We start from the raw sequence: 18,164 nt of genomic DNA, 5'->3' as shown, positions 1-18,164 counted from the left end.
TGGAGATGGGAGTTATTCAACTTCTAGATTACTAATCCGTTCGGTCGGTTCGAAATCGAATGGCGGATAGTTGAATAAACTGAAACGCGGTTCGGTTTCTCCCTTGGTGTAGTTCCACAATGTGGCATAGTCTTCGGGATCTTCTCCCATGTTGAAGAGTTGTCGCAGATAGGCTGCCAACGATTTGTTTTCAACAATATAGACTTCTCGCATCTGATCAATGATCGGACTGTGCCGACGTGTGGCGTCATGGTCGAACTTGAGTAGGCGTTTGCCTTCTTCGGTCATGCCGACTAATTGGAAGGTCATACTTTTCCCAATGGCCGGTAGGTTGAGTACGCTACGGTCAGTGGCAAGGAAAGGCAAGTGATGCTTTTTCATGAACCGACGAATGTTTTCGGCAGTTTCTTTACCTTGCTCGAGGATGCGATAAAGCTCATCGGCTTGATCTTGGGTCATAGCGCCATAGATCTTCTCTTCGAGTTGTTCTTGCATTGAACGACTGTTTGGAGTAAAGACAGCATAGTTCTCGTTGAAACCTTTGACCGAGAAGGTATAATAGCAGACTACGCCTAGCTGGTTTAACGTTTGACGTAACTTGGCTGTGTGTCCTCTGCGTGATGCGGCAACATTGTAAACGAGTTGATTGGTAATGATCCAACCGGTCGACAGAATTTTACCGATAGCTTCTTTAGCTTCGGGAGTAACCTCCAATGGAGTCTGGAAATGGGTTTGAATGACGAATTGCTTGATGCCGACGGCTGATGCTTTTTCTTTGAATTCTCTTAGAATGTCAATAAGCTCGTCGTTGATCCTCATGGGGAGGTAAGCGAGTAATCGCGACCCTAAACGTACGCGTTGTAATTCGGCATATTTCTCTTCATCCGGACGTTTGGCATTGGCCTTCTGTTTGCGAAACGCCATTCGATATACAGCATCGAGGATATGTTTTAAGGTCTTGTTCTGACTCATTAAAGCATCTCCTCCCGTGATAAGGATGTCTCGTAATTGCGTATCCTCTTCAAAGTAGGTCATCAATCGGCGTAACTTTTGTTCCCAGCTCTCTTTAGGGCGAAGGCTGTCGAATTCAAAGTTTAGCCGTTCGCTTTGAAAATCGTACATGCGTTGACAAGAGGCACATAACCCTCCGCAGGCACGTCCCATGGTGTCGGGGATTAAAATGGCAACTTCCGGATAACGACGGTGGATGTTATGACCGTCGGGTAGTAGCCAGCCTGCCGCATTGGGCTTTCCAGCTTCCACAATGTCTTCTTTCTCCCAAGCATGAATATCGCCATAGGTCTGTACGAGCTCAGGCGAATAAAGGATATAACTTCGTATAGATTCGTCGTCATATCCTTTTCCTCTAATATTTAATAAGGATAGATAATAGGGAGTTGCAAAGAAAGGCATTCCTTTTTTCTTGGCGCGTGTGAGCAGAAACATGGTTTCTGGAGAGAGAGAATGATCGAGCAGGCGATTTAACTCTGTTGGACTTTTGATGGCCATGGAGAGTTGGAAGCGAAAGTCGTTCCACCATTCGCTGACTAAATGGTATTTTTGTTCGTAAGAGAGACCTTCTTCAAACTGAAAACGTGCAGGAGTTTTTGATTTGCGGTGTTCAATGCGATGAATAAGTAGATGTAACATACGTTCCTTATTCTCTAAACGAATCTCTCTAACTTCAGGATCGAGCCCGGTTTTCCATCGATCGTAACTTCTCTTCAATTGAGTTAAAGAAGGTGGGGATAAGCGGGGATGATTTAATCGATCAAATTGTTTGTATAGATCAAGGTATAAATCGGTAGGGGCATCGGCGTTAGTGGATGTTCCTTTTAAGAAGTGATAAAGTAGATTGATAGTTTGAATTTTTATATCTTTTCCGGTAGATAATTCATGAATGACTCTACCGTCGTTGTCAATAAGAATTCGAATTTGCTCACTTGCATCACAATTTTCGATATCAGAAGTCTTTAAGTAGTGGTTAAGCTGGCTTTTGAACTCATTCTCTGAGGAGCTTTCTAGAGCAAGCTTAATCAGCTCAGGGTGGTTTTGTTGATAAAGGAGTTTTAGTTGTGATGGTGTAAGTGAAAGCATTTTCTTTTGTTTCATACGCAGTTGGTTTTTGGGGTTAATAACTTAAAATATGCATAAATATAATAAAAAAGCGGAGTTTTTTCAAACCCCGCTTACCATATCGTACTATTCTTTACGATTATTTTTTATTTAATAACATTCAAAATCTGACAATTTTACTTTTCAGAGTCATTCTTCTTAGACTTTGGCTCCTTTTTTGCCAACATAATGATATTATAGACATATTCCGTAATCCAAGCTTCTGAATAACCCAAACGTTCTTTGTATTGACGTACAGCCATTGCTGTTTTATGAACATCATCGGCTTTCCAAACATTTTTGGTACAGATGTCGTGTACGGTCTTTTGAGTCATTCCATATAATGCTTTTTTGAAGATAGACGGCATACGGAATTTCCATTGCATCAGATTACCCATCAACATCATTAAGTCGTTCGAGAATCCTTGGTACATAAATAAGTAGGACTGTATGTCATTTTGGTGACGGCAATTACTCTTTACCGAATGGTCGATCTCTTTAAAGAAGCTTTCACTTAAACCATAATCTTGCATTAGCATTTTACGTGAAGCTGATTTTTCAGCCAATCCGAGTTTACCGTTTTGTGTGGCAACTTTGAATAGACGTTTGAAATTGGCTACATCTGGTAAGAAACGGATATTCGTTATGCCAAGGTTGACTGCAATTGACGATTGGAAGTAAACTCTAGTCAGGGAGGTGAAGTCTTCCACATTGCCGACTTTGGTCCCGTCATCGGCTTTCTTTTTAAATAAGTTGCTAAATAATCCCATTATAAATTTAGAATGTTTATGAGTTATGATGTTCTATTGTCCCCATCGTCTCTTTGGTTAGTAGCATTTGGTTGTCAATAGGTTTTGAATATTAATCTGTTTGATTTAAGTCCTATTTGGCTTTGAACCAAACAAAACTGTACAAAGGTACTAATTCTGTTGGTTTACACCAATATTCTATTTCCCTTTTCTACATTAATTTATAATAGAAGAGCCGATTTTGTCTTTCTTCTAAACTTTCAATGTGTCATTTTAAGCTTGTTGGGAGATCGTTTGTGCGTTGGAGTTGATTGATTCGATCGGCACGGGGTTATCTCCTATTTTTTGAGTTGAAAATAGAACTTTCGATCGCGATACAACGGTTCTACAATGTTGAAGCGTATAAATTTGGCTAAAAGGTTCTCAATGCTTCGGCGTGAGAGTTTAGTTAATCGGCTATATTGGTTAATTGACAGTGAAGGTGAGTTTTCTAAAATGGTCAGTAAAGCGTGTTCTTTATCGGTGTATTTTAAAAACTGACCGGTAGGTGCAACAGATTGTTGCCAAACCTTTAAATGTACAGTTGTGGCTAAAATATTTTCGTCTTTGATTCGCAAGTAAGCCAATAATTTCCCGTCTTCGTTTTTGGCATAAACCGGTTTATGAAGACTCTCTTTTATGTCGGCAATCAAGATCTGACGACCTTCAATGTGATAACTTTGAACTTCGTATTCAACTTGAGGAACGCAATAGAGTTGTGCGGCAGCTTCGATCATGTAAATTTCTTCTTCCGAACGGATGCCGGCTATTTTCCCATTGTCTTTTACTCCAATTAACAACCGTCCGCCCTCTGTATTGGCAAATGCAGATAGTGTTTTCGCTATTTTGCGTGTATCTGAAATTTCAAATTTGAAGTCTTGTTGTTGATGCTCTCCCTCAGCGATTAATGCGTGTATATAGTCTGTCGTACTCAAAGCTTTCATGTGTACAAAGTTATATAAAAATTAGCAAACGGCTTTTTTTTGTTATTTTTTTATTCTTTGTCCCAAAAAAAATAATCTTTTTATACGTTTATTTCAGGAAAGAATGTATTTTTGCCCATCATTATTAACGAAAGTAATAAATAGGATTATGAAAGAATTGGTAGAACAAATAGCAGCTTTGTATGCAGATTTTGCAAAAGATGCTAACGCTCAATTAGAGAATGGAAACAAAGCAGCAGGAACTCGTGCTCGTAAAGCTTCATTGGAAATTGAAAAAGCAATGAAAGCTTTTCGTAAAGAATCTTTGGAAGCTTCTAAAAAGTAAGCATTCCATTTCTGGAAAAGATCAAGGCTGCATCTGTATTATACAGATGTAGCCTTTTTTAATTCATTTATTAATAGGTGGTTAACTTGTTTTTATTGAAATAAGTTGCCGGTCTATAAACAACCTTTTATCTTTGTCGATTGTTCACTCTTTAACAAGTGGAGATATCGGGGACTAAAAGATGGATGAGAAGGTCTTAAATAAACTGAAGATTTTAGCTGAGTCGGCAAAGTATGATGTATCGTGCTCTTCTAGTGGAACAAGGCGTGCCAATACGAAAGGTGCTTTGGGAAACACGGTTGGAGGATGGGGAATCTGTCATAGCTTTGCGGAGGATGGGCGATGTATTTCGTTGCTCAAAATCATGCTAACCAATTATTGCATTTACGATTGTGCTTATTGCATTAATCGTCGGAGTAATGATCTTCCAAGGGCAACATTCTCAGTATCTGAATTGGTTGATTTGACGATTGAGTTTTATCGTCGTAATTATATCGAAGGACTCTTTTTGAGTTCCGGGGTAGTACGGAATCCTGATTATACGATGGAACGTTTGGTCCGTGTGGCAAAAGATTTGCGTACTGTTCATCGGTTTAATGGCTATATTCATCTTAAAAGTATTCCGGGGGCAAGCCGTGAATTAGTAAATGAAGCGGGACTCTATGCTGATCGACTGAGTGTGAATGTCGAAATTTCGAACGAAGAGAGTTTGAAATTTTTAGCTCCGGAGAAAGATCATCAGAGTGTTTTTGCTCCCATGCATTATATTCAGCAAGGGGTTCTGGAGAGCAAAGAGGAACGACAGAGGTTCCGTTATGCTCCACGTTTTGCACCTGCCGGACAAAGTACCCAGATGATTGTTGGTGCAACTCCTGAGTCGGATCATGAAATTTTGAAACTCTCATCAGCTCTTTATGATCGGCCAACGATGAGGCGGGTTTATTATTCGGGTTATATTTCGGTGAATAGTTATGATAAACGTTTGCCGGCTTTGAAACAACCTCCTTTAGTTCGTGAGAACCGTTTATATCAAGCCGATTGGTTGATGCGTTTCTACGCTTTTAAAGTTGACGAGATTGTCGATGAGGCATACCCTAATCTTGATCTGGAGGTCGATCCTAAACTTGCTTGGGCGTTGCGACATCCGGAGTTTTTTCCTGTGGATGTTAATAGAGCCGACTATGAGGCTATTCTTCGCATACCGGGCATTGGTGTGAAGTCTGCTCGTTTGATTATTGCTTCTAGGCGATATGGAAAATTGGGATATTATCAACTGAAGAAGATCGGGGCGGTAATGAAAAAGGCACAGTACTTTATTACTTGTCAGGAATTGCCTACACAAACCATTCATGAGTTGAGTCCGCAACGGGTGCGTGGATTACTTGTTCCAAAACCCAAAAAGACTTTGGATGAAAATCAACTGACGTTTTCGTTTTATGATGATTTATTATCTGATACGTATTCCTCTGTCACCGATTAGTAAGTCATACTCTGTTTTTTTACCGACCGATGAAGATGAATAAAGAAGATCGCTATATCGTTTTTACTTTTGATGGGACTTTTGAAGGACTGTTAACTTGTGTGTTCGATGCTTATGCTCGGAAAACATTCCCGTCTTCTATTCTTTTTGAAGAAGATACTCTACCGTTGTTTTATGATGAGGTGCATCGAGTGATGACAGATGAGGAGAAATCAGGGCGTGTATGGAGGGGCTTGCAAAAGAAGCTATCCCCTTCGGCCTTGGGATGTATCGCTCAGAGTTGGCTCTCCGAACGATCTGGAATTAACGATTTGTTATTTCGATATATGTGTAAAGCTATCGACTCAAAACGGTCGATAGAAACAAACTTCGCCGATCTGGATGTCCTGGAATTGGCTCAAATCTGGAAGAAGGTGGATTTTGAACGTATTCGTTTATTGCAATTTGTGAGGTTCCAGAAGGCCGTGGACGGTACGTTCTTCGCGGCATTTGAGCCTGAGTTTAATGCACTTCCGTTGACTATCGAACATTTTAAAGATCGTTTCGCTGATCAAAAATGGTTGATCTACGATTTGAAAAGGCGATACGGTTTCTATTATGATTTAAAGACGGTCGTTCGGGTCTGTTTTGACGATCATAGTCGGGAGTCGCATTTACTTACAGGGATGCTTGATCGAACACTGATGGATGAAGATGAATTGCTTTTTCAGAGGTTATGGAAGACTTATTTCAAATCAGTTGCTATTAAAGAACGTTTGAATCCACGTAAACATCGGCAAGATATGCCGGTTCGCTATTGGAAGTATCTCACAGAGAAACAATTGTAGTCTTTTTTAAGACTCTTTTTCGAGGATTTAATTTTTATAAAAGAACTTTTCGTCTCTGTAGACTGTTTTTTTAAGATGAAATAGACTGAAGATGAATATTGCAATAACAGGAGCAACAGGTTTTATCGGTACGATTCTTACTTTGTATTTGAAACGTACGCAAGGGGTAACGATCATCCCGCTTAATCGACCTTTTTTTTATGATGGCATGGAAGAACGTCTCATTCAAACGTTATCTAATTGTGAGGTGGTGATTAATTTGGCCGGAGCACCAATTAATAAGCGATGGAGCAGCCGGTATAAGAGAACGTTGTATGATAGTCGTGTTGGGGTGACCCGTAAACTGATTCATGCGATGGAACAAGCTACGGTCAAACCAAAACTTTTCATTTCGACTTCAGCTGTGGGTTATTATCCCTCGAATGGCCGGTTTGATGAGAGCATAGATGCTTGCGGAGAAGGTTTCCTTTCGGAATTGGCTTTCGACTGGGAGAAGGAGGCAAGCTATTGCCCTTCTGAGATTCGTCTTGTCATTACTCGTTTTGGCGTGGTTCTCTCGCCTAAGGGTGGAGCTTTGAAACGGATGTTCCAGCCATTGCGCCTGACCCGGGTTGCGACTATTCTAGGTTCCGGTCGTCAAGTTTTTCCTTGGATTGGTATTGATGACCTTTGTCGGGCTATGGATTTCTTTATAAAGAATGATTTTACACATGGAATTTATAATCTTGTATCCCCGGTTCAGACCACTCATGGGGAATTGATCCGAAAGTTATCTAAAGTGTATGGAGCATGGTTGGTGATAAAGATACCGGCGATTTTGATTCGTCTCCTTTTAGGAGAGGCTTCTTCATTTATCCTTGAAGGGCAGGAGGTCTATCCGGAGCGACTCATCAAATCCGGCTTTTCTTTCTCCACGCCGACTATAGAACATTTCTTAGAATCTATTCGTTCTTCAAATAACAACCAATAATTGCCAATTATGACTTATTCAATCATACATCAGCCAGATCAAAGTTTGTTCAAGGTTGAAATAGACGGACGCACAGCTTTTGCACAGTATCGGCTTATCAATAATTCACTTGATATCCTTCGAGTGATGGTACCTAAACCTCTAGAAGGACAGGGAGTTGCAAGCGCTTTGGTTAAAGCTGCTTACAACTATGCGGCAGAGCATCAGTTACGTGCTAAGGCCACTTGTTCTTATGCCGTGAAATGGTTGGAACGCCATCCGGAATTAGTAGAATGATTGGTATCGGTATACTAATGCTTCCAGCGTTTTAGATGGGGGAAGAACTTTCTCATATTTTCGATAGCCTCTTCTTTGGTTACTTTAACTTCGGCGGTTTTATTATACTCGTCGACATATTCCGCACAGTGGGCGATCATCTCCTCAATGGTGCAGTTCGCTGTGAATTGTCCTTTTTCATAACAGTAATGACAGTAGTCTTCGTTTTTCAAACCATTCGATTCTGATCCGAATGTTTGTTCATCAATGGGCATACCGCAACTTTGGCAATATTTTTGTTCCATAATATAAAGGGTTAATGAGTTGAACCGGATAATAGATTTTATTTTTATGAATTAACCTTTGGTTTTGATGGGCATTCTCTTCCAAATAAACTGTGGAAGCATTCTCCAAAAGAACACAATAAGTTGATACCTATAGTCAATAACAATGACCCGTCTTTTTTGATCGATAGCTTTCAGTACTTTTTTAGCAACGGCTTTTTTATCCATCAACAACGGATATTGTTTCCCATCATTTAATAAATCGGTTGCCACAAATCCGGGACGGATATCGGTAAATTGGATGTTGAGTTTTTCTAAATGAGCCAATTGTTCTAAGGCATCGATATAAATATTCTGAAATCGTTTGGTTGCAGAATAGGCTGGTGCAATTCCTAAACCTTTAGTGCCGGCTACAGAACTGATAATGGCTAAATGTCCATGATGCTGAGCTTTGAAAAAGTTGAAAGCTACTGTTGTCATCCGTGTAAAACCAAGGGCATTGGTCTGAATGGTTGAAAGTTCGATGTCGGCTATGAGATTCTTATTCTGAAAGCCTATGCCCGAACTGAGTAAGAAAAGATCCATTCCTCCCAAACGTTCAATGAGGGCATGGAATTTTTCTTCAGATTTTTCTTTAGTAACATCAATTGCTTCTATTTCTATGCGGTCTGGAAATTCCTTTTGAAAAGCTTTAAGACGTTCTACTCTTCTTCCGGCAATGCCAATATGCCATCCGGAATTTACTAATAAACGTGCAACCTCTTGACCTATTCCTGATGTTGCTCCTATAATGATTGCTCTTTTCATAGCTGTGAATGCATTGATGTCTTTTTTACAAAGATACATCATATTTTTTAATATTCGTTTTATGAAGCGTATGTCACTGCGCTTTATCCTTGCTTGTTGAAAAAAAAAGCTTGAATTGACGATAATCACAAAGAGATTAGTTAAATTTGCCCTAATTTTGGTATTTAGTTCTTGCATATAAACGTATGAGTGAATATTTGTCGGGCAATCAGTCCTATAATCGTTCTGCATCTAATAGTATGATCAATAAGAAAATGATCGGAAGGGTGTTGGGCATTTTGCTTTTCATTGAAACGGGAATGTTTCTAGCTTGTTCTGGCATTTCTGTCTACTATAACGAGAGTGATTATATTTATTTTCTATACACTAGTGCTATCAATGTCGTATTTGGTGGGCTTTTATTACTTTATGGACGTGGTGCAGAGAATAAAATGAGCCGGCGCGACGGCTACTGTGTGGTGAGTCTATCCTGGCTTTTTTTTACTCTATTTGGGATGTTACCTTTTTATTTTAGCGGGAGCATTGACACCATAACTAACGCATTTTTTGAAACAATGTCGGGGTTTACTACAACGGGGGCCACGATTCTTGATGATATTGAATCTCTTTCCCATGGTATGCTTTTTTGGCGATCACTGACTCAGTGGATCGGTGGACTTGGTATTGTATTCTTTACGATCGCTATTCTTCCGATATTCACGAGTGGAGGGGTACAGCTTTTTTCTGCTGAATCTACCGGTGTTACTCACGATCGTACTCATCCCAAAATTAATGTGATGGCTAAATGGTTGTGGAGTATTTACCTTATTCTAACCATTTCTGAGACTGTATTACTCCTATTGGGAGGAATGAATTTGTTTGATGCTGTTTGTCATTCTTTCACAACAACTGCAACCGGTGGTTATTCTACTAAGCAAGCGAGTATATCGTATTGGAACTCACCCTTTATAGAATATGTTGTGGCGTCATTTATGATTTTGTCCGGAATGAATTTTTCTCTATTTCTAATGTGTTTGAAGGGGAAATTCGGACGCTTCTTTAAAGATGAGGAATTGCGTTGGTTTCTAGGTTCATTATTCTTGCTAACAGGTATTATTACCGTTGCCTTGGTGTTTAAGAACCATTATGGTTGGGAACTTGCTTTTCGTAAATCTCTTTTCCAAGTTGCTACAGCTCATACGTCGTGTGGATTTGCGACCGATGATTTTAATTTTTGGCCTCCATTCACTTGGTTGCTTTTATTCATTGCGATGATTTCAGGAGGATGTACAGGGTCAACAAGTGGTGGAGTTAAAAACATGCGTTTATTGATTGTTTATCGTTCTGTACGTAATGAGTTTAAGCATTTGATCCATCCTAATGCGGTTCTCCCTATTCGAGTGAACCAGCAAACGGTTTCCCCGTCGATTGTTACTACAGTGTTGCTGTTTTTTGGGTTTTATTTGATTATTGCCTTTATTGGTTGGACTCTTCTGTTATTTTTTGGAGTCGGATTTGCAGAGTCAATTAGTACGGTATTTTCAGCTATGGGTAACGTTGGCCCGGGCGTTGGAGCCTGTGGGCCCGCTTATTCTTGGAATCTGCTTCCAGACGCAGCCAAATGGGTTCTTTCGTTTTTAATGCTAATCGGCCGTCTGGAACTTTTTAGCGTTTTATTACTTTTCTATCCCGGATTCTGGAAAAGTCATTAATGGCTGAGTTAAAAATCAGCCTTTTTTTTAACGTTTATTCTTTCTTGAGTGATGGGGTGGATAAAGCTCAGACTTTCGGCATGGAGAAATAGACGTTCGCCCTTTTCTCCATAAAGTTCATCACCGATGATCGGACAATAGAGTCCTTCTTGATGAGCAGCGTGTACTCGAAGTTGGTGTGTGCGTCCTGTCAAGGGTTGAAATAAAACTCTAGTCTTTCCGTTTAAACGATCTAAAACCAGGTACTTAGTGATCGCAGGTTTTCCTTGTTCCTTGTCAACGATTTGTCTAGGTCGGTTGAGTGGATCTGAGGACAAAGGGAGAGTAATAGTCCCTTCTTGTTGAGCGATTACCCCATCAAGTAAGGCAACATATCTTTTTTTAATGGTTCGGTTCTTAAATTGCGCTTGTAATTTCTGGTGTACCTCTTTGCTTTTGGCTGCTAAAAGTAATCCGGAGGTTGCCATGTCGAGCCGGTGAACCAAAAGAGGGCCTGTGGCATCTGGATAACGTGTTTGTAGAAATTCTAGTGCTGAGGGTAAGTGAGCCGATTTTCCAGGAACGGAGAGAAGTCCGGCCGGTTTGTTTAAAATGACGATCCATTCATCCTCGTAGACTATTTCCAAGTCGACTTCTTTGGTCGAGATGCGTGATAGAGGATTATCTTCTACATCTAATCCTTGTAGCATGTGCCCTAAGATCGGTCCACATTTTCCTTGGCAGGAAGGGTAATAGATCCCATGTTTCCTAATTTCTGTTTTAGGTGAATTGCCCCACCAAAATTCTGCCATAGCGATTGGCCTAAGTTCCTTCTCGTAAGCATATTGAAGTAATTTTGGAGCAGCGCACTCTCCGGCACCAGAGGGCGGAGTCTTCTGAACCGTTTGTTCAAATATGGCGCAAAGGTCATTTCTATCGCCTCTAGCATTGAGAAAACGAAATTGCGAAAACAAACGTTGTTGAAGAGCAAATGAACGTTGTTTACGTTCAAGTTTAAGCTTGCTGATGATGGCTGTCTGTTCGGCTATCTGATCTATTTGAGCTTGAATGCGTTCTTTCCAAAACCTTTCTGTACGCTTTTGTTCTGCTTTTAGAAATTGACTTTCTCGGATTAAAAGACTTTCTTCTGAATCTGTGACTCCCGCTTTACGTTGTTCGTCTCGGTTTTTCTTTGCTTGCTTCGATTGTTCTTTAAGCTGATCCATAACTTGTTTGAATCGAATTTGATCGTTGCAAAGCTGTTCTCTTTGTTTGATAAGATCCGAAGCTGTTTCTAGTTGATGAATGTTTTGATTGATGAGACTGATTTGTTCCTCTTCAAGTTTAAAAAAAACTTCCGGTTTGAGTAGATCGTAGACTGGCGGTACAAAATAGTCATGAGTATTGGTTCCATCTAAATGTCCTGAGAATGCCGCAATAAATCCAATCTCTTTTTGTGGTGTTTCTATGATTAAGACTCCAAACATTTTACCTTTTAAAAGTTCAGTCGTCCATTCCGGACGAGTAGAAATATACTGTTTAACTTCCTCTGAGGCCCTAATGCAAAGAGGATGTGGAGTATAGTGAAAAGGATAAGTGAACTTTTCAGGTAAATCCAGAGGTGAGACTGGGGTTTGAAAGTAGTGGACCATAACTATTGTTTATAACTGCAAAGGTAGAGAAAATGATAGATATTATTTATATTTGCTCTTCGAAAACAAACATAGAATATCGACCTTTAAAACTATTTTAGATTATGATGAAGAACTTTTTTATTTTTGCATTCTTATTTATTGGCCTTAATCTAAGTGCCAAAGGGAAAAATGAACTTACTGTATTGCAATGGAATATCTGGCAGGAAGGTACTGTTGTTCCTGGTGGATATGATGCCATAGTAAATGAAATTGTGCGATTAAAGCCTGATTTTGTTACTTTTAGCGAGGTGCGTAACTATAATAAAACGCGCTTTAATGATCGTATTATCCAATCACTTCAAGCGAAAGGGCTCACTTATTATTCTTTTTATTCATACGATTCTGGGCTATTAAGTAAATATCCATTGATCGATAGTCTGACTGTTTTTCCTCATAAAGGTGATCATGGAACGATTTATAAGTTAACGACTTCGGTTGGAGGACATCCCATTGCGGTTTATACCGCTCATCTTGACTATCAAAATTGTGCCTATTACAATGTGCGTGGCTATGATGGAATCACTTGGAAAGAGACGGCCTTGCCACAGTCTGTTGATGAGATATTACAATTGAATGTTGCTTCACTGCGTGATGATGCTATTCGTCTCTTTATTGATGATGCCCAGCAAGCCGTTGCAAAAGGATATAATGTGATCTTAGGAGGTGATTTCAATGAACCTTCTCATCGGGATTGGTTAGAAGAAAATAAGGATCTTTACGATCATAATGGCTTTGTTGTTCCTTGGTCAGTGACGACGTTGTTGGAAAATTCGGGATTTGTCGATGCTTACCGCAAGGTCTATCCTAATCCGTTGACTCATCCGGGTTTCACTTATCCATCGGATAATTCGTTGATGAAAGTTGGAAAACTGACTTGGGCTCCTAAATCGGATGAACGTGAACGTATTGACTTCATTTTCTATCGTGGAAAGAATATTGAAGCTCGAAAAGCAGTCATTTTTGGGCCAGATCGTTCTATTGTGAAGAGTCAGCGGTTGAAAGAACACACACAGGACCGATTCTTAAAGCCATTAAATGTTTGGCCAACAGATCATAAGGCTGTTCTGGTGACTTTTAAGCTTCGTTGATGAGGCTTTCGTAAGTAGAAATACACGATCCTTTAAATGGGGATGGAAGAACATTTTTGAATTAGAGATGATGTTCTTAAATGGTAATGCGGTACATAGATATTTCTATCTCTATGTACCGCATTATGAGATTACGACCTTTTTGAAAGGTTTACAATCAATAGCTAAAGGTATATCGACATCCGACTTTTAATCCGAAACCCGGTTGAGGAATATTCCCTAAATCGTAGTAAGTACTATTGAATAGATTATTCATTTCAGTGTAGACCACCCAATTTTTATGTTGCCAGTTGAGTTTGAGATCAACCAAACAGTACGGAGCATAATCTTCGTTATGTGTCGGTTTTAAGTTCTCATATTTAATATAAGCCCCGGCACGATCTTGCCAACGAATATACCAAGTTGCACTCATACCTTTGAACAGGGAGTGAGTGATCTGTCCTGTAAACTTGTGTTTTAAGTAGTTGAGCGCGTAGTTCGACAAATAACCTTTACTATCCTTTTTTTGATGAATATAAGCGTACCCAAGTTCTACTTTTTGAATGAAGAAATGGGGGCTAAAACATTGACGCGGCAAGAACGTGATGTTGCTTTCCAATCCTACATTATCGAGTTGAGTGAGGTTTTGGCTCTCCCATAGATCATCCGGATTAAGTTTAACCCAATCGATCATATCTTTCCCTTTGTGATAGAATCCCGCTAAGTGAGCTTTCAATACCGGAGCATCATACTTTACTCCCATTTCAAAGGCTTCACTCTTTTCCGGTCTGAGATGAGGATTCCCTTTATTGGTCTTGCTTTCGTAATATAAATCGGTAAAGGTGGGCATTCGCAGAGCTTTGTTCCAACTACCGTATAAACGAAGTTGGGGGGTCAGGCGGTAACTGACATCAATGCCCGGATAATAGCTGAGGTCGTTATTCAGCGCTGTGTTATAGTTCGCTAAGACACCCAACGACACAATTAACCGGCTGACTTCTATTTGATGTTCGAGGAAGTAACTGATGTTTGTGCGGTTATCACTTTTTGTATAATAGTTGCCTTTCTCAAAAGGAACTTCTATCGGCTCGTCGAGTGGGTGTCCCAAAACATTACTCCTAACACCTTCATTGCGAAATTCTACACCGGCAGAGGTGCGACCTAGACTCCAATCGGCGGTCGCATTCAGATTGGCCCCGAAGGCTTGAGTTTCGTGATAGTTGTGCCCTTTGTACCAACTGGCCGGTTCACTTCTGAACAGTTCGAAACGGTCGAAATGACGGGTCCAATACACTTTTGGAGTGAATCGTATTTTCCCGTGTGTTTCTGCGCCGACTGAAGCAAAAAGACGTCGGGTGTGATCGTATTGATTCGGATACTCAGCGGTGTAAAAGCTATTTGCTCCATACCCCTTGTCATTATATCCGGCTTGGAAATTAAACTTAGCCTCTTCGGTACGAAGTTCTGATTGCCAAAATAGGTTGAGAATCTTATAATCGGTATTATCAGTATAGCCGCCCGATGACTGATAACCGGCCGATAAGCGTTGATCGAAATGAGAAGTGGTATGATTGATGCCGGACTCCAGTTTCCACGTTTGGTGTTTGGCTGCATAAGCTTCGGCGGTCACACGGTTCTCTTGTCCGGTTTTTGTAATGATATTGATGGCACCGGCAAAAGCACTGGCTCCGAAAATACGGGAAGAGGGTCCGGAAATGATTTCGATCCGTTCGATATCGGAAAGATTGACGGGTAAGTCGAAGCTATAATGCCCGGTTTGTGGATTGGATAGATTGACGCCGTTGAGTAAGACGGCTATTTGGTCGAAGGTTCCTCCTCGGATAGAAATGTCGGATTGTGTTCCTCCTTCGCCTCGTTGACGGACATCAACGCCTGTGGCATACTCTAGTAGATCTTGGATACTGGTGACGGGCGCCGCCGCGATATCACGGGCAGTGAGTACCGTCACAATCTTTGCGGCTCTGTTGATAGGCATGGCCGAGCGTGAGGCTGTGACCTCTACTTCTTCCAATTCAACCGATCCGTTTTCGACAGGATGCTTGGGCTGAGCCTTCACCTGTGCCTGAGCAGAATCGTTCAGTGCAAAAAGGAGAGTGGCCGTCGCTACCATGCCGATGTTGACGATTTTGTGCATGCTTCTGAAAATTGCATATCCTTTGCGGTCGAAACGACGAAAGCGAATAGCTCTTGTAGCATGCAAGGTTAAATACTTCATGTTTATAGAATTTAATTCGGGTACAAAAATAAGAGGAATTTCTTGAAGTATGGCTATCATGCAATGATTTTGATTAGATGATACTTCTTGAAGTTCAAAGATAAAATAAAGAGCCACAATCTGAATGGTGGCTCTTTATGATTAAAAACGATAGAAAAGATTAAAGACAACAGCCTACACTGCTATTTCTTTTTTAAGAAGGATGTTGGATAACTAACAACGTCAGGACGTTTCTTTTTTCCTTTCTCGTAGATCCAGGTATCAAATGTTCGTTCTCCTTCTTTTAAGACAAAGATCCGACTTCCGGGTAGCTTATCACCATAAGTATTTTTTCCTCCGGAAGCACGTCCATATCCTAGCGCAATATTGTAAAGAGTGGTAATATAGTCGTTAACGTGGTCGTGTCCGACGAAAATCCCCATCACGTCACCACATTCAACCATATTGGTGAACAGTCCGCTGTTAAGCTTTCCGGAACACTCGTTTTCGTCTTTTGTTCCGTAACGTTTACTATCCATTGATGCCCATCCTTGAGCATGTTCCGGTAACGGAATGTGGAAGAAAGCTAATGCCGGCAACGGAGTCCCATTATTTTGTTGGGTTAGTTTCTTACTTTCACTAACATACCAATTGATTTGTGAACGATCGAACCATCCGTATCCGTCTATGCCTTTAATCCTAGAGTATGAGTTTGAGTCTAGACAATAGAGCACCGACGAGACTTTTGTCGGATCGGTAGAGTTATAGATCCGTACGATATGATTACCTTCACCTGCAATTCCTTCAGCGACATCTTTAAGGATGCAGTAGGATTGACGACGGATAATTTCAATAATGTCATGACGTTTTACAGCATACTCATCGTCGTGATTTCCTAAAATTGCTGTCCATGGTGTTTGATGATTAGCAAGTATTTGCGCGATTTCACTCCATCCTTGTTCCACTTCGTTCATTGTGGTATTATCTCCGGTGAATACCACCAGATTGGGATGTTCTGTCTCTAGCACTTCTTTAATCAAATCTTTTACAACTTGATTCTTAGCTTGATCTTGTGCGAGGTGCATGTCTGTAAACTGAGCAATTTTAAAGGTTTGGTTTGGGTTGAAATAAACTTTATCGGGCGCATTTTGGGCTTTTAGATTCCATCCTGTTGCGATTAAACAGAGGCATAAGAGAAGTTTTTTCATGATTGTTCTTTTAGTTTATTATTTTGAGGTTTGTATCCACCAAGGAGTTTGGTGCGTGTTTTCGGTTTCTACACCAAATTGTCTGTTGAGTGCTTCTTTTACATGATCACCATTGACGTTATATTCGCTTTGCGGATACATCCAACGTTTAGGAATATTCGTGCCGACCGGACGTCGGAATTCCGGATAGTTCGTCCGCAATTGTTCGTAATATGAATCCCAATTCCCCTGGTAAAAGTTTACTAAATATTTCTGCATGATGATGTACTCAATTTTTTGTTTAGCGGTTGTTGCTTGGTCTAAATCAACTAACACTCCTTGAAGATAGGAATTTAGTGCTGATTCATTCAAATATTGTGCTTGTTTTTTTGCGTAAGTCTCGAAGAATTTGAAAGAAGCCCGAATCCCGTTTTCATAATAGGTTTTAGCATGACCATTAATCCAACCTCTGACGACCCCTTCTGCTAAGATTTGTTGAAGTTCCGCATAGCCCATCAGCATGGTTGGTTCAACGATCGGATCGATTCGGTATCGATCGTTGATTGGTGAGATCGTACCTTGGCTTACCTTTATGATGGCATCGCTATAAGGAGCAGCCGGATCGCCTCCTTCGTATGAAGTGAAATCATCAATGGCTTTACCTTCGGTTCTTGCTTGATTGGTTTGAGCACTGAAAATAAATAATCGGGGGTCTTGGCGCTCGCGTAAGCGTTGAATGAACGTGTCGTCCATATAATAGCCCGACCATTGCGCATTGAATTGAGGGTAACGGTTGCCTTGTTGATCGAGATAAACCAATTGCCCATTGTCTGCTAAACTCTCCATCAAAGGTTGACTGGAAGCTATAGAGTTGAACTCAGAGGAAATATTAAGTTGACCGACAGTCGACTGGTTCGATAAGGTCATTAAAACTTTTAAGCGGAACGAATTGATCAGTTTGCGCCATTTAAAACTATTACCCTGATAAATAATATCGCCTCCAATGATCGTTTCATTATCTGTTAGGAGTTTGTTTGCCTCTTTCAATTCATTCAACAGGCCTTCAAAGACAGCTTCTTGAGCATCGTATGTTGGGGCATATACAGCTTCCGATTCACCTTTTAGGGCTTCGCTATAAGGAATATCTCCAAACCGTAGTGTTAATTCATAAAAATAGTAAGCCCGAAAAAATTTGGCTAGTGCCATATAGGTGGGATCATTAATGCGTTCCGCTTCTTCATACATTTTTTGCACATTACGCAGATCATTATATGGATCGAAACTACCACGCGACCATTTGTAATATTGTCCTTCGTTTTCTCCATCAGCTTGTATGACCATCTTGGTCGCATACATCGCGCTGTTTCCTCGTGTGAAGGCTTTCATACACAATTGAGTCAACAATAACTTGGGATGGGTTTGAGTCGGATTGTTTGGATCAAGGTTCATCTCTTCGAGGTTACTACATGAGAAAAAGAGTAGAACACTCAGGATAAAGACTATTATTTTTTTCATTTTACTCAATTTTTTTAATGT

The 18,164-nt window shown here is 40.4% G+C and carries 16 protein-coding genes; 7 read left to right on the top strand and 9 right to left on the bottom strand.

Annotated elements, in window-relative coordinates; all coding sequences use genetic code 11:
* Positions 1-12: 12 nt before the first annotated feature.
* From AC4PG5_RS06610 to AC4PG5_RS06600, 3 genes are all read right to left on the bottom strand, one after another.
* Positions 13-2,112 carry a KamA family radical SAM protein gene (locus tag AC4PG5_RS06610; RefSeq protein WP_492030623.1) on the bottom strand — a complete coding sequence of 700 codons (2,100 nt, stop codon included), beginning with the start codon at positions 2,110-2,112 and terminating at the stop codon, positions 13-15.
* Between the two features lie 140 nt (positions 2,113-2,252).
* Positions 2,253-2,885 (bottom strand): DUF8491 family protein, encoded by a 633-nt coding sequence (locus AC4PG5_RS06605; RefSeq protein ID WP_492030622.1) that lies wholly within the window; start codon positions 2,883-2,885, stop codon positions 2,253-2,255.
* 317 nt (positions 2,886-3,202) lie between these two features.
* Complete coding sequence (locus AC4PG5_RS06600) at positions 3,203-3,847, bottom strand: AlbA family DNA-binding domain-containing protein (RefSeq protein WP_492030621.1); 645 nt, start codon at positions 3,845-3,847, stop codon at positions 3,203-3,205.
* Positions 3,848-3,995: 148 nt separating this feature from the next.
* Between AC4PG5_RS06600 and AC4PG5_RS06595 the strand changes: the two genes are divergently transcribed.
* The 5 genes from AC4PG5_RS06595 to AC4PG5_RS06575 all read left to right on the top strand — a co-directional run bounded on the left by AC4PG5_RS06595 (position 3,996) and on the right by AC4PG5_RS06575 (position 7,725).
* Positions 3,996-4,172 carry a histone H1 gene (locus AC4PG5_RS06595; RefSeq protein ID WP_492030620.1) on the top strand — a complete coding sequence of 59 codons (177 nt, stop codon included), beginning with the start codon at positions 3,996-3,998 and terminating at the stop codon, positions 4,170-4,172.
* A gap of 181 nt (positions 4,173-4,353) precedes the next feature.
* Entirely contained in the window at positions 4,354-5,652 is a 1,299-nt protein-coding gene (locus AC4PG5_RS06590; RefSeq protein ID WP_492030619.1) for a putative DNA modification/repair radical SAM protein, read from the top strand.
* A gap of 35 nt (positions 5,653-5,687) precedes the next feature.
* Positions 5,688-6,479 (top strand): TIGR03915 family putative DNA repair protein, encoded by a 792-nt coding sequence (locus AC4PG5_RS06585; protein ID WP_492030618.1) that lies wholly within the window; start codon positions 5,688-5,690, stop codon positions 6,477-6,479.
* Positions 6,480-6,570: 91 nt separating this feature from the next.
* The gene (locus AC4PG5_RS06580; RefSeq protein ID WP_492030617.1) at positions 6,571-7,449 is read left to right on the top strand and encodes a TIGR01777 family oxidoreductase; all 879 of its coding nucleotides are present in this window, start codon (positions 6,571-6,573) and stop codon (positions 7,447-7,449) included.
* A gap of 9 nt (positions 7,450-7,458) precedes the next feature.
* A complete protein-coding gene (locus AC4PG5_RS06575) occupies positions 7,459-7,725 on the top strand; it encodes a GNAT family N-acetyltransferase (protein ID WP_492030616.1) in 267 nt (88 codons plus the stop codon).
* 14 nt (positions 7,726-7,739) lie between these two features.
* On the opposite strand, the gene AC4PG5_RS06570 is transcribed toward AC4PG5_RS06575, so the two are convergent.
* Together AC4PG5_RS06570 and AC4PG5_RS06565 are read right to left on the bottom strand one after the other, a co-directional pair.
* Positions 7,740-8,009: a zinc ribbon domain-containing protein gene (locus AC4PG5_RS06570; protein ID WP_492030615.1), complete on the bottom strand. Its 270-nt coding sequence runs from the start codon at positions 8,007-8,009 to the stop codon at positions 7,740-7,742.
* Positions 8,010-8,060: 51 nt separating this feature from the next.
* Entirely contained in the window at positions 8,061-8,795 is a 735-nt protein-coding gene (locus AC4PG5_RS06565; RefSeq protein WP_492030703.1) for an SDR family NAD(P)-dependent oxidoreductase, read from the bottom strand.
* 185 nt (positions 8,796-8,980) lie between these two features.
* Here AC4PG5_RS06565 and AC4PG5_RS06560 point away from each other — a divergent pair, with 185 nt between their 5' ends.
* Positions 8,981-10,486, top strand: a complete 1,506-nt coding sequence (locus tag AC4PG5_RS06560) for a TrkH family potassium uptake protein (RefSeq protein WP_492030614.1) — start codon at positions 8,981-8,983, stop codon at positions 10,484-10,486.
* Between the two features lie 8 nt (positions 10,487-10,494).
* Here the strand turns inward: AC4PG5_RS06560 and AC4PG5_RS06555 are convergent, their stop codons facing one another.
* A complete protein-coding gene (locus AC4PG5_RS06555) occupies positions 10,495-12,117 on the bottom strand; it encodes an RluA family pseudouridine synthase (RefSeq protein ID WP_492030613.1) in 1,623 nt (540 codons plus the stop codon).
* A 104-nt stretch (positions 12,118-12,221) separates the two neighbouring features.
* Here AC4PG5_RS06555 and AC4PG5_RS06550 point away from each other — a divergent pair, with 104 nt between their 5' ends.
* On the top strand, positions 12,222-13,247 hold the full coding sequence (locus AC4PG5_RS06550) for an endonuclease/exonuclease/phosphatase family protein (protein WP_492030612.1): 1,026 nt from the start codon (positions 12,222-12,224) through the stop codon (positions 13,245-13,247).
* Positions 13,248-13,404: 157 nt separating this feature from the next.
* On the opposite strand, the gene AC4PG5_RS06545 is transcribed toward AC4PG5_RS06550, so the two are convergent.
* From AC4PG5_RS06545 to AC4PG5_RS06535, 3 genes are all read right to left on the bottom strand, one after another.
* Positions 13,405-15,462, bottom strand: coding sequence for a TonB-dependent receptor (locus AC4PG5_RS06545; protein WP_492030611.1), 2,058 nt, complete (start codon positions 15,460-15,462; stop codon positions 13,405-13,407).
* Positions 15,463-15,644: 182 nt separating this feature from the next.
* Positions 15,645-16,649: a metallophosphoesterase family protein gene (locus AC4PG5_RS06540; protein WP_492030610.1), complete on the bottom strand. Its 1,005-nt coding sequence runs from the start codon at positions 16,647-16,649 to the stop codon at positions 15,645-15,647.
* Positions 16,650-16,667: 18 nt separating this feature from the next.
* A complete protein-coding gene (locus tag AC4PG5_RS06535; protein WP_492030609.1) occupies positions 16,668-18,143 on the bottom strand; it encodes a SusD/RagB family nutrient-binding outer membrane lipoprotein in 1,476 nt (491 codons plus the stop codon).
* Positions 18,144-18,164 lie beyond the last annotated feature (21 nt).

The organism is Bacteroides sp. QWL-09, from assembly GCF_058683585.1.
Note: the sequence above shows the minus strand (reverse complement) of the source record. Positions and strands in the feature narration are given on the sequence as shown.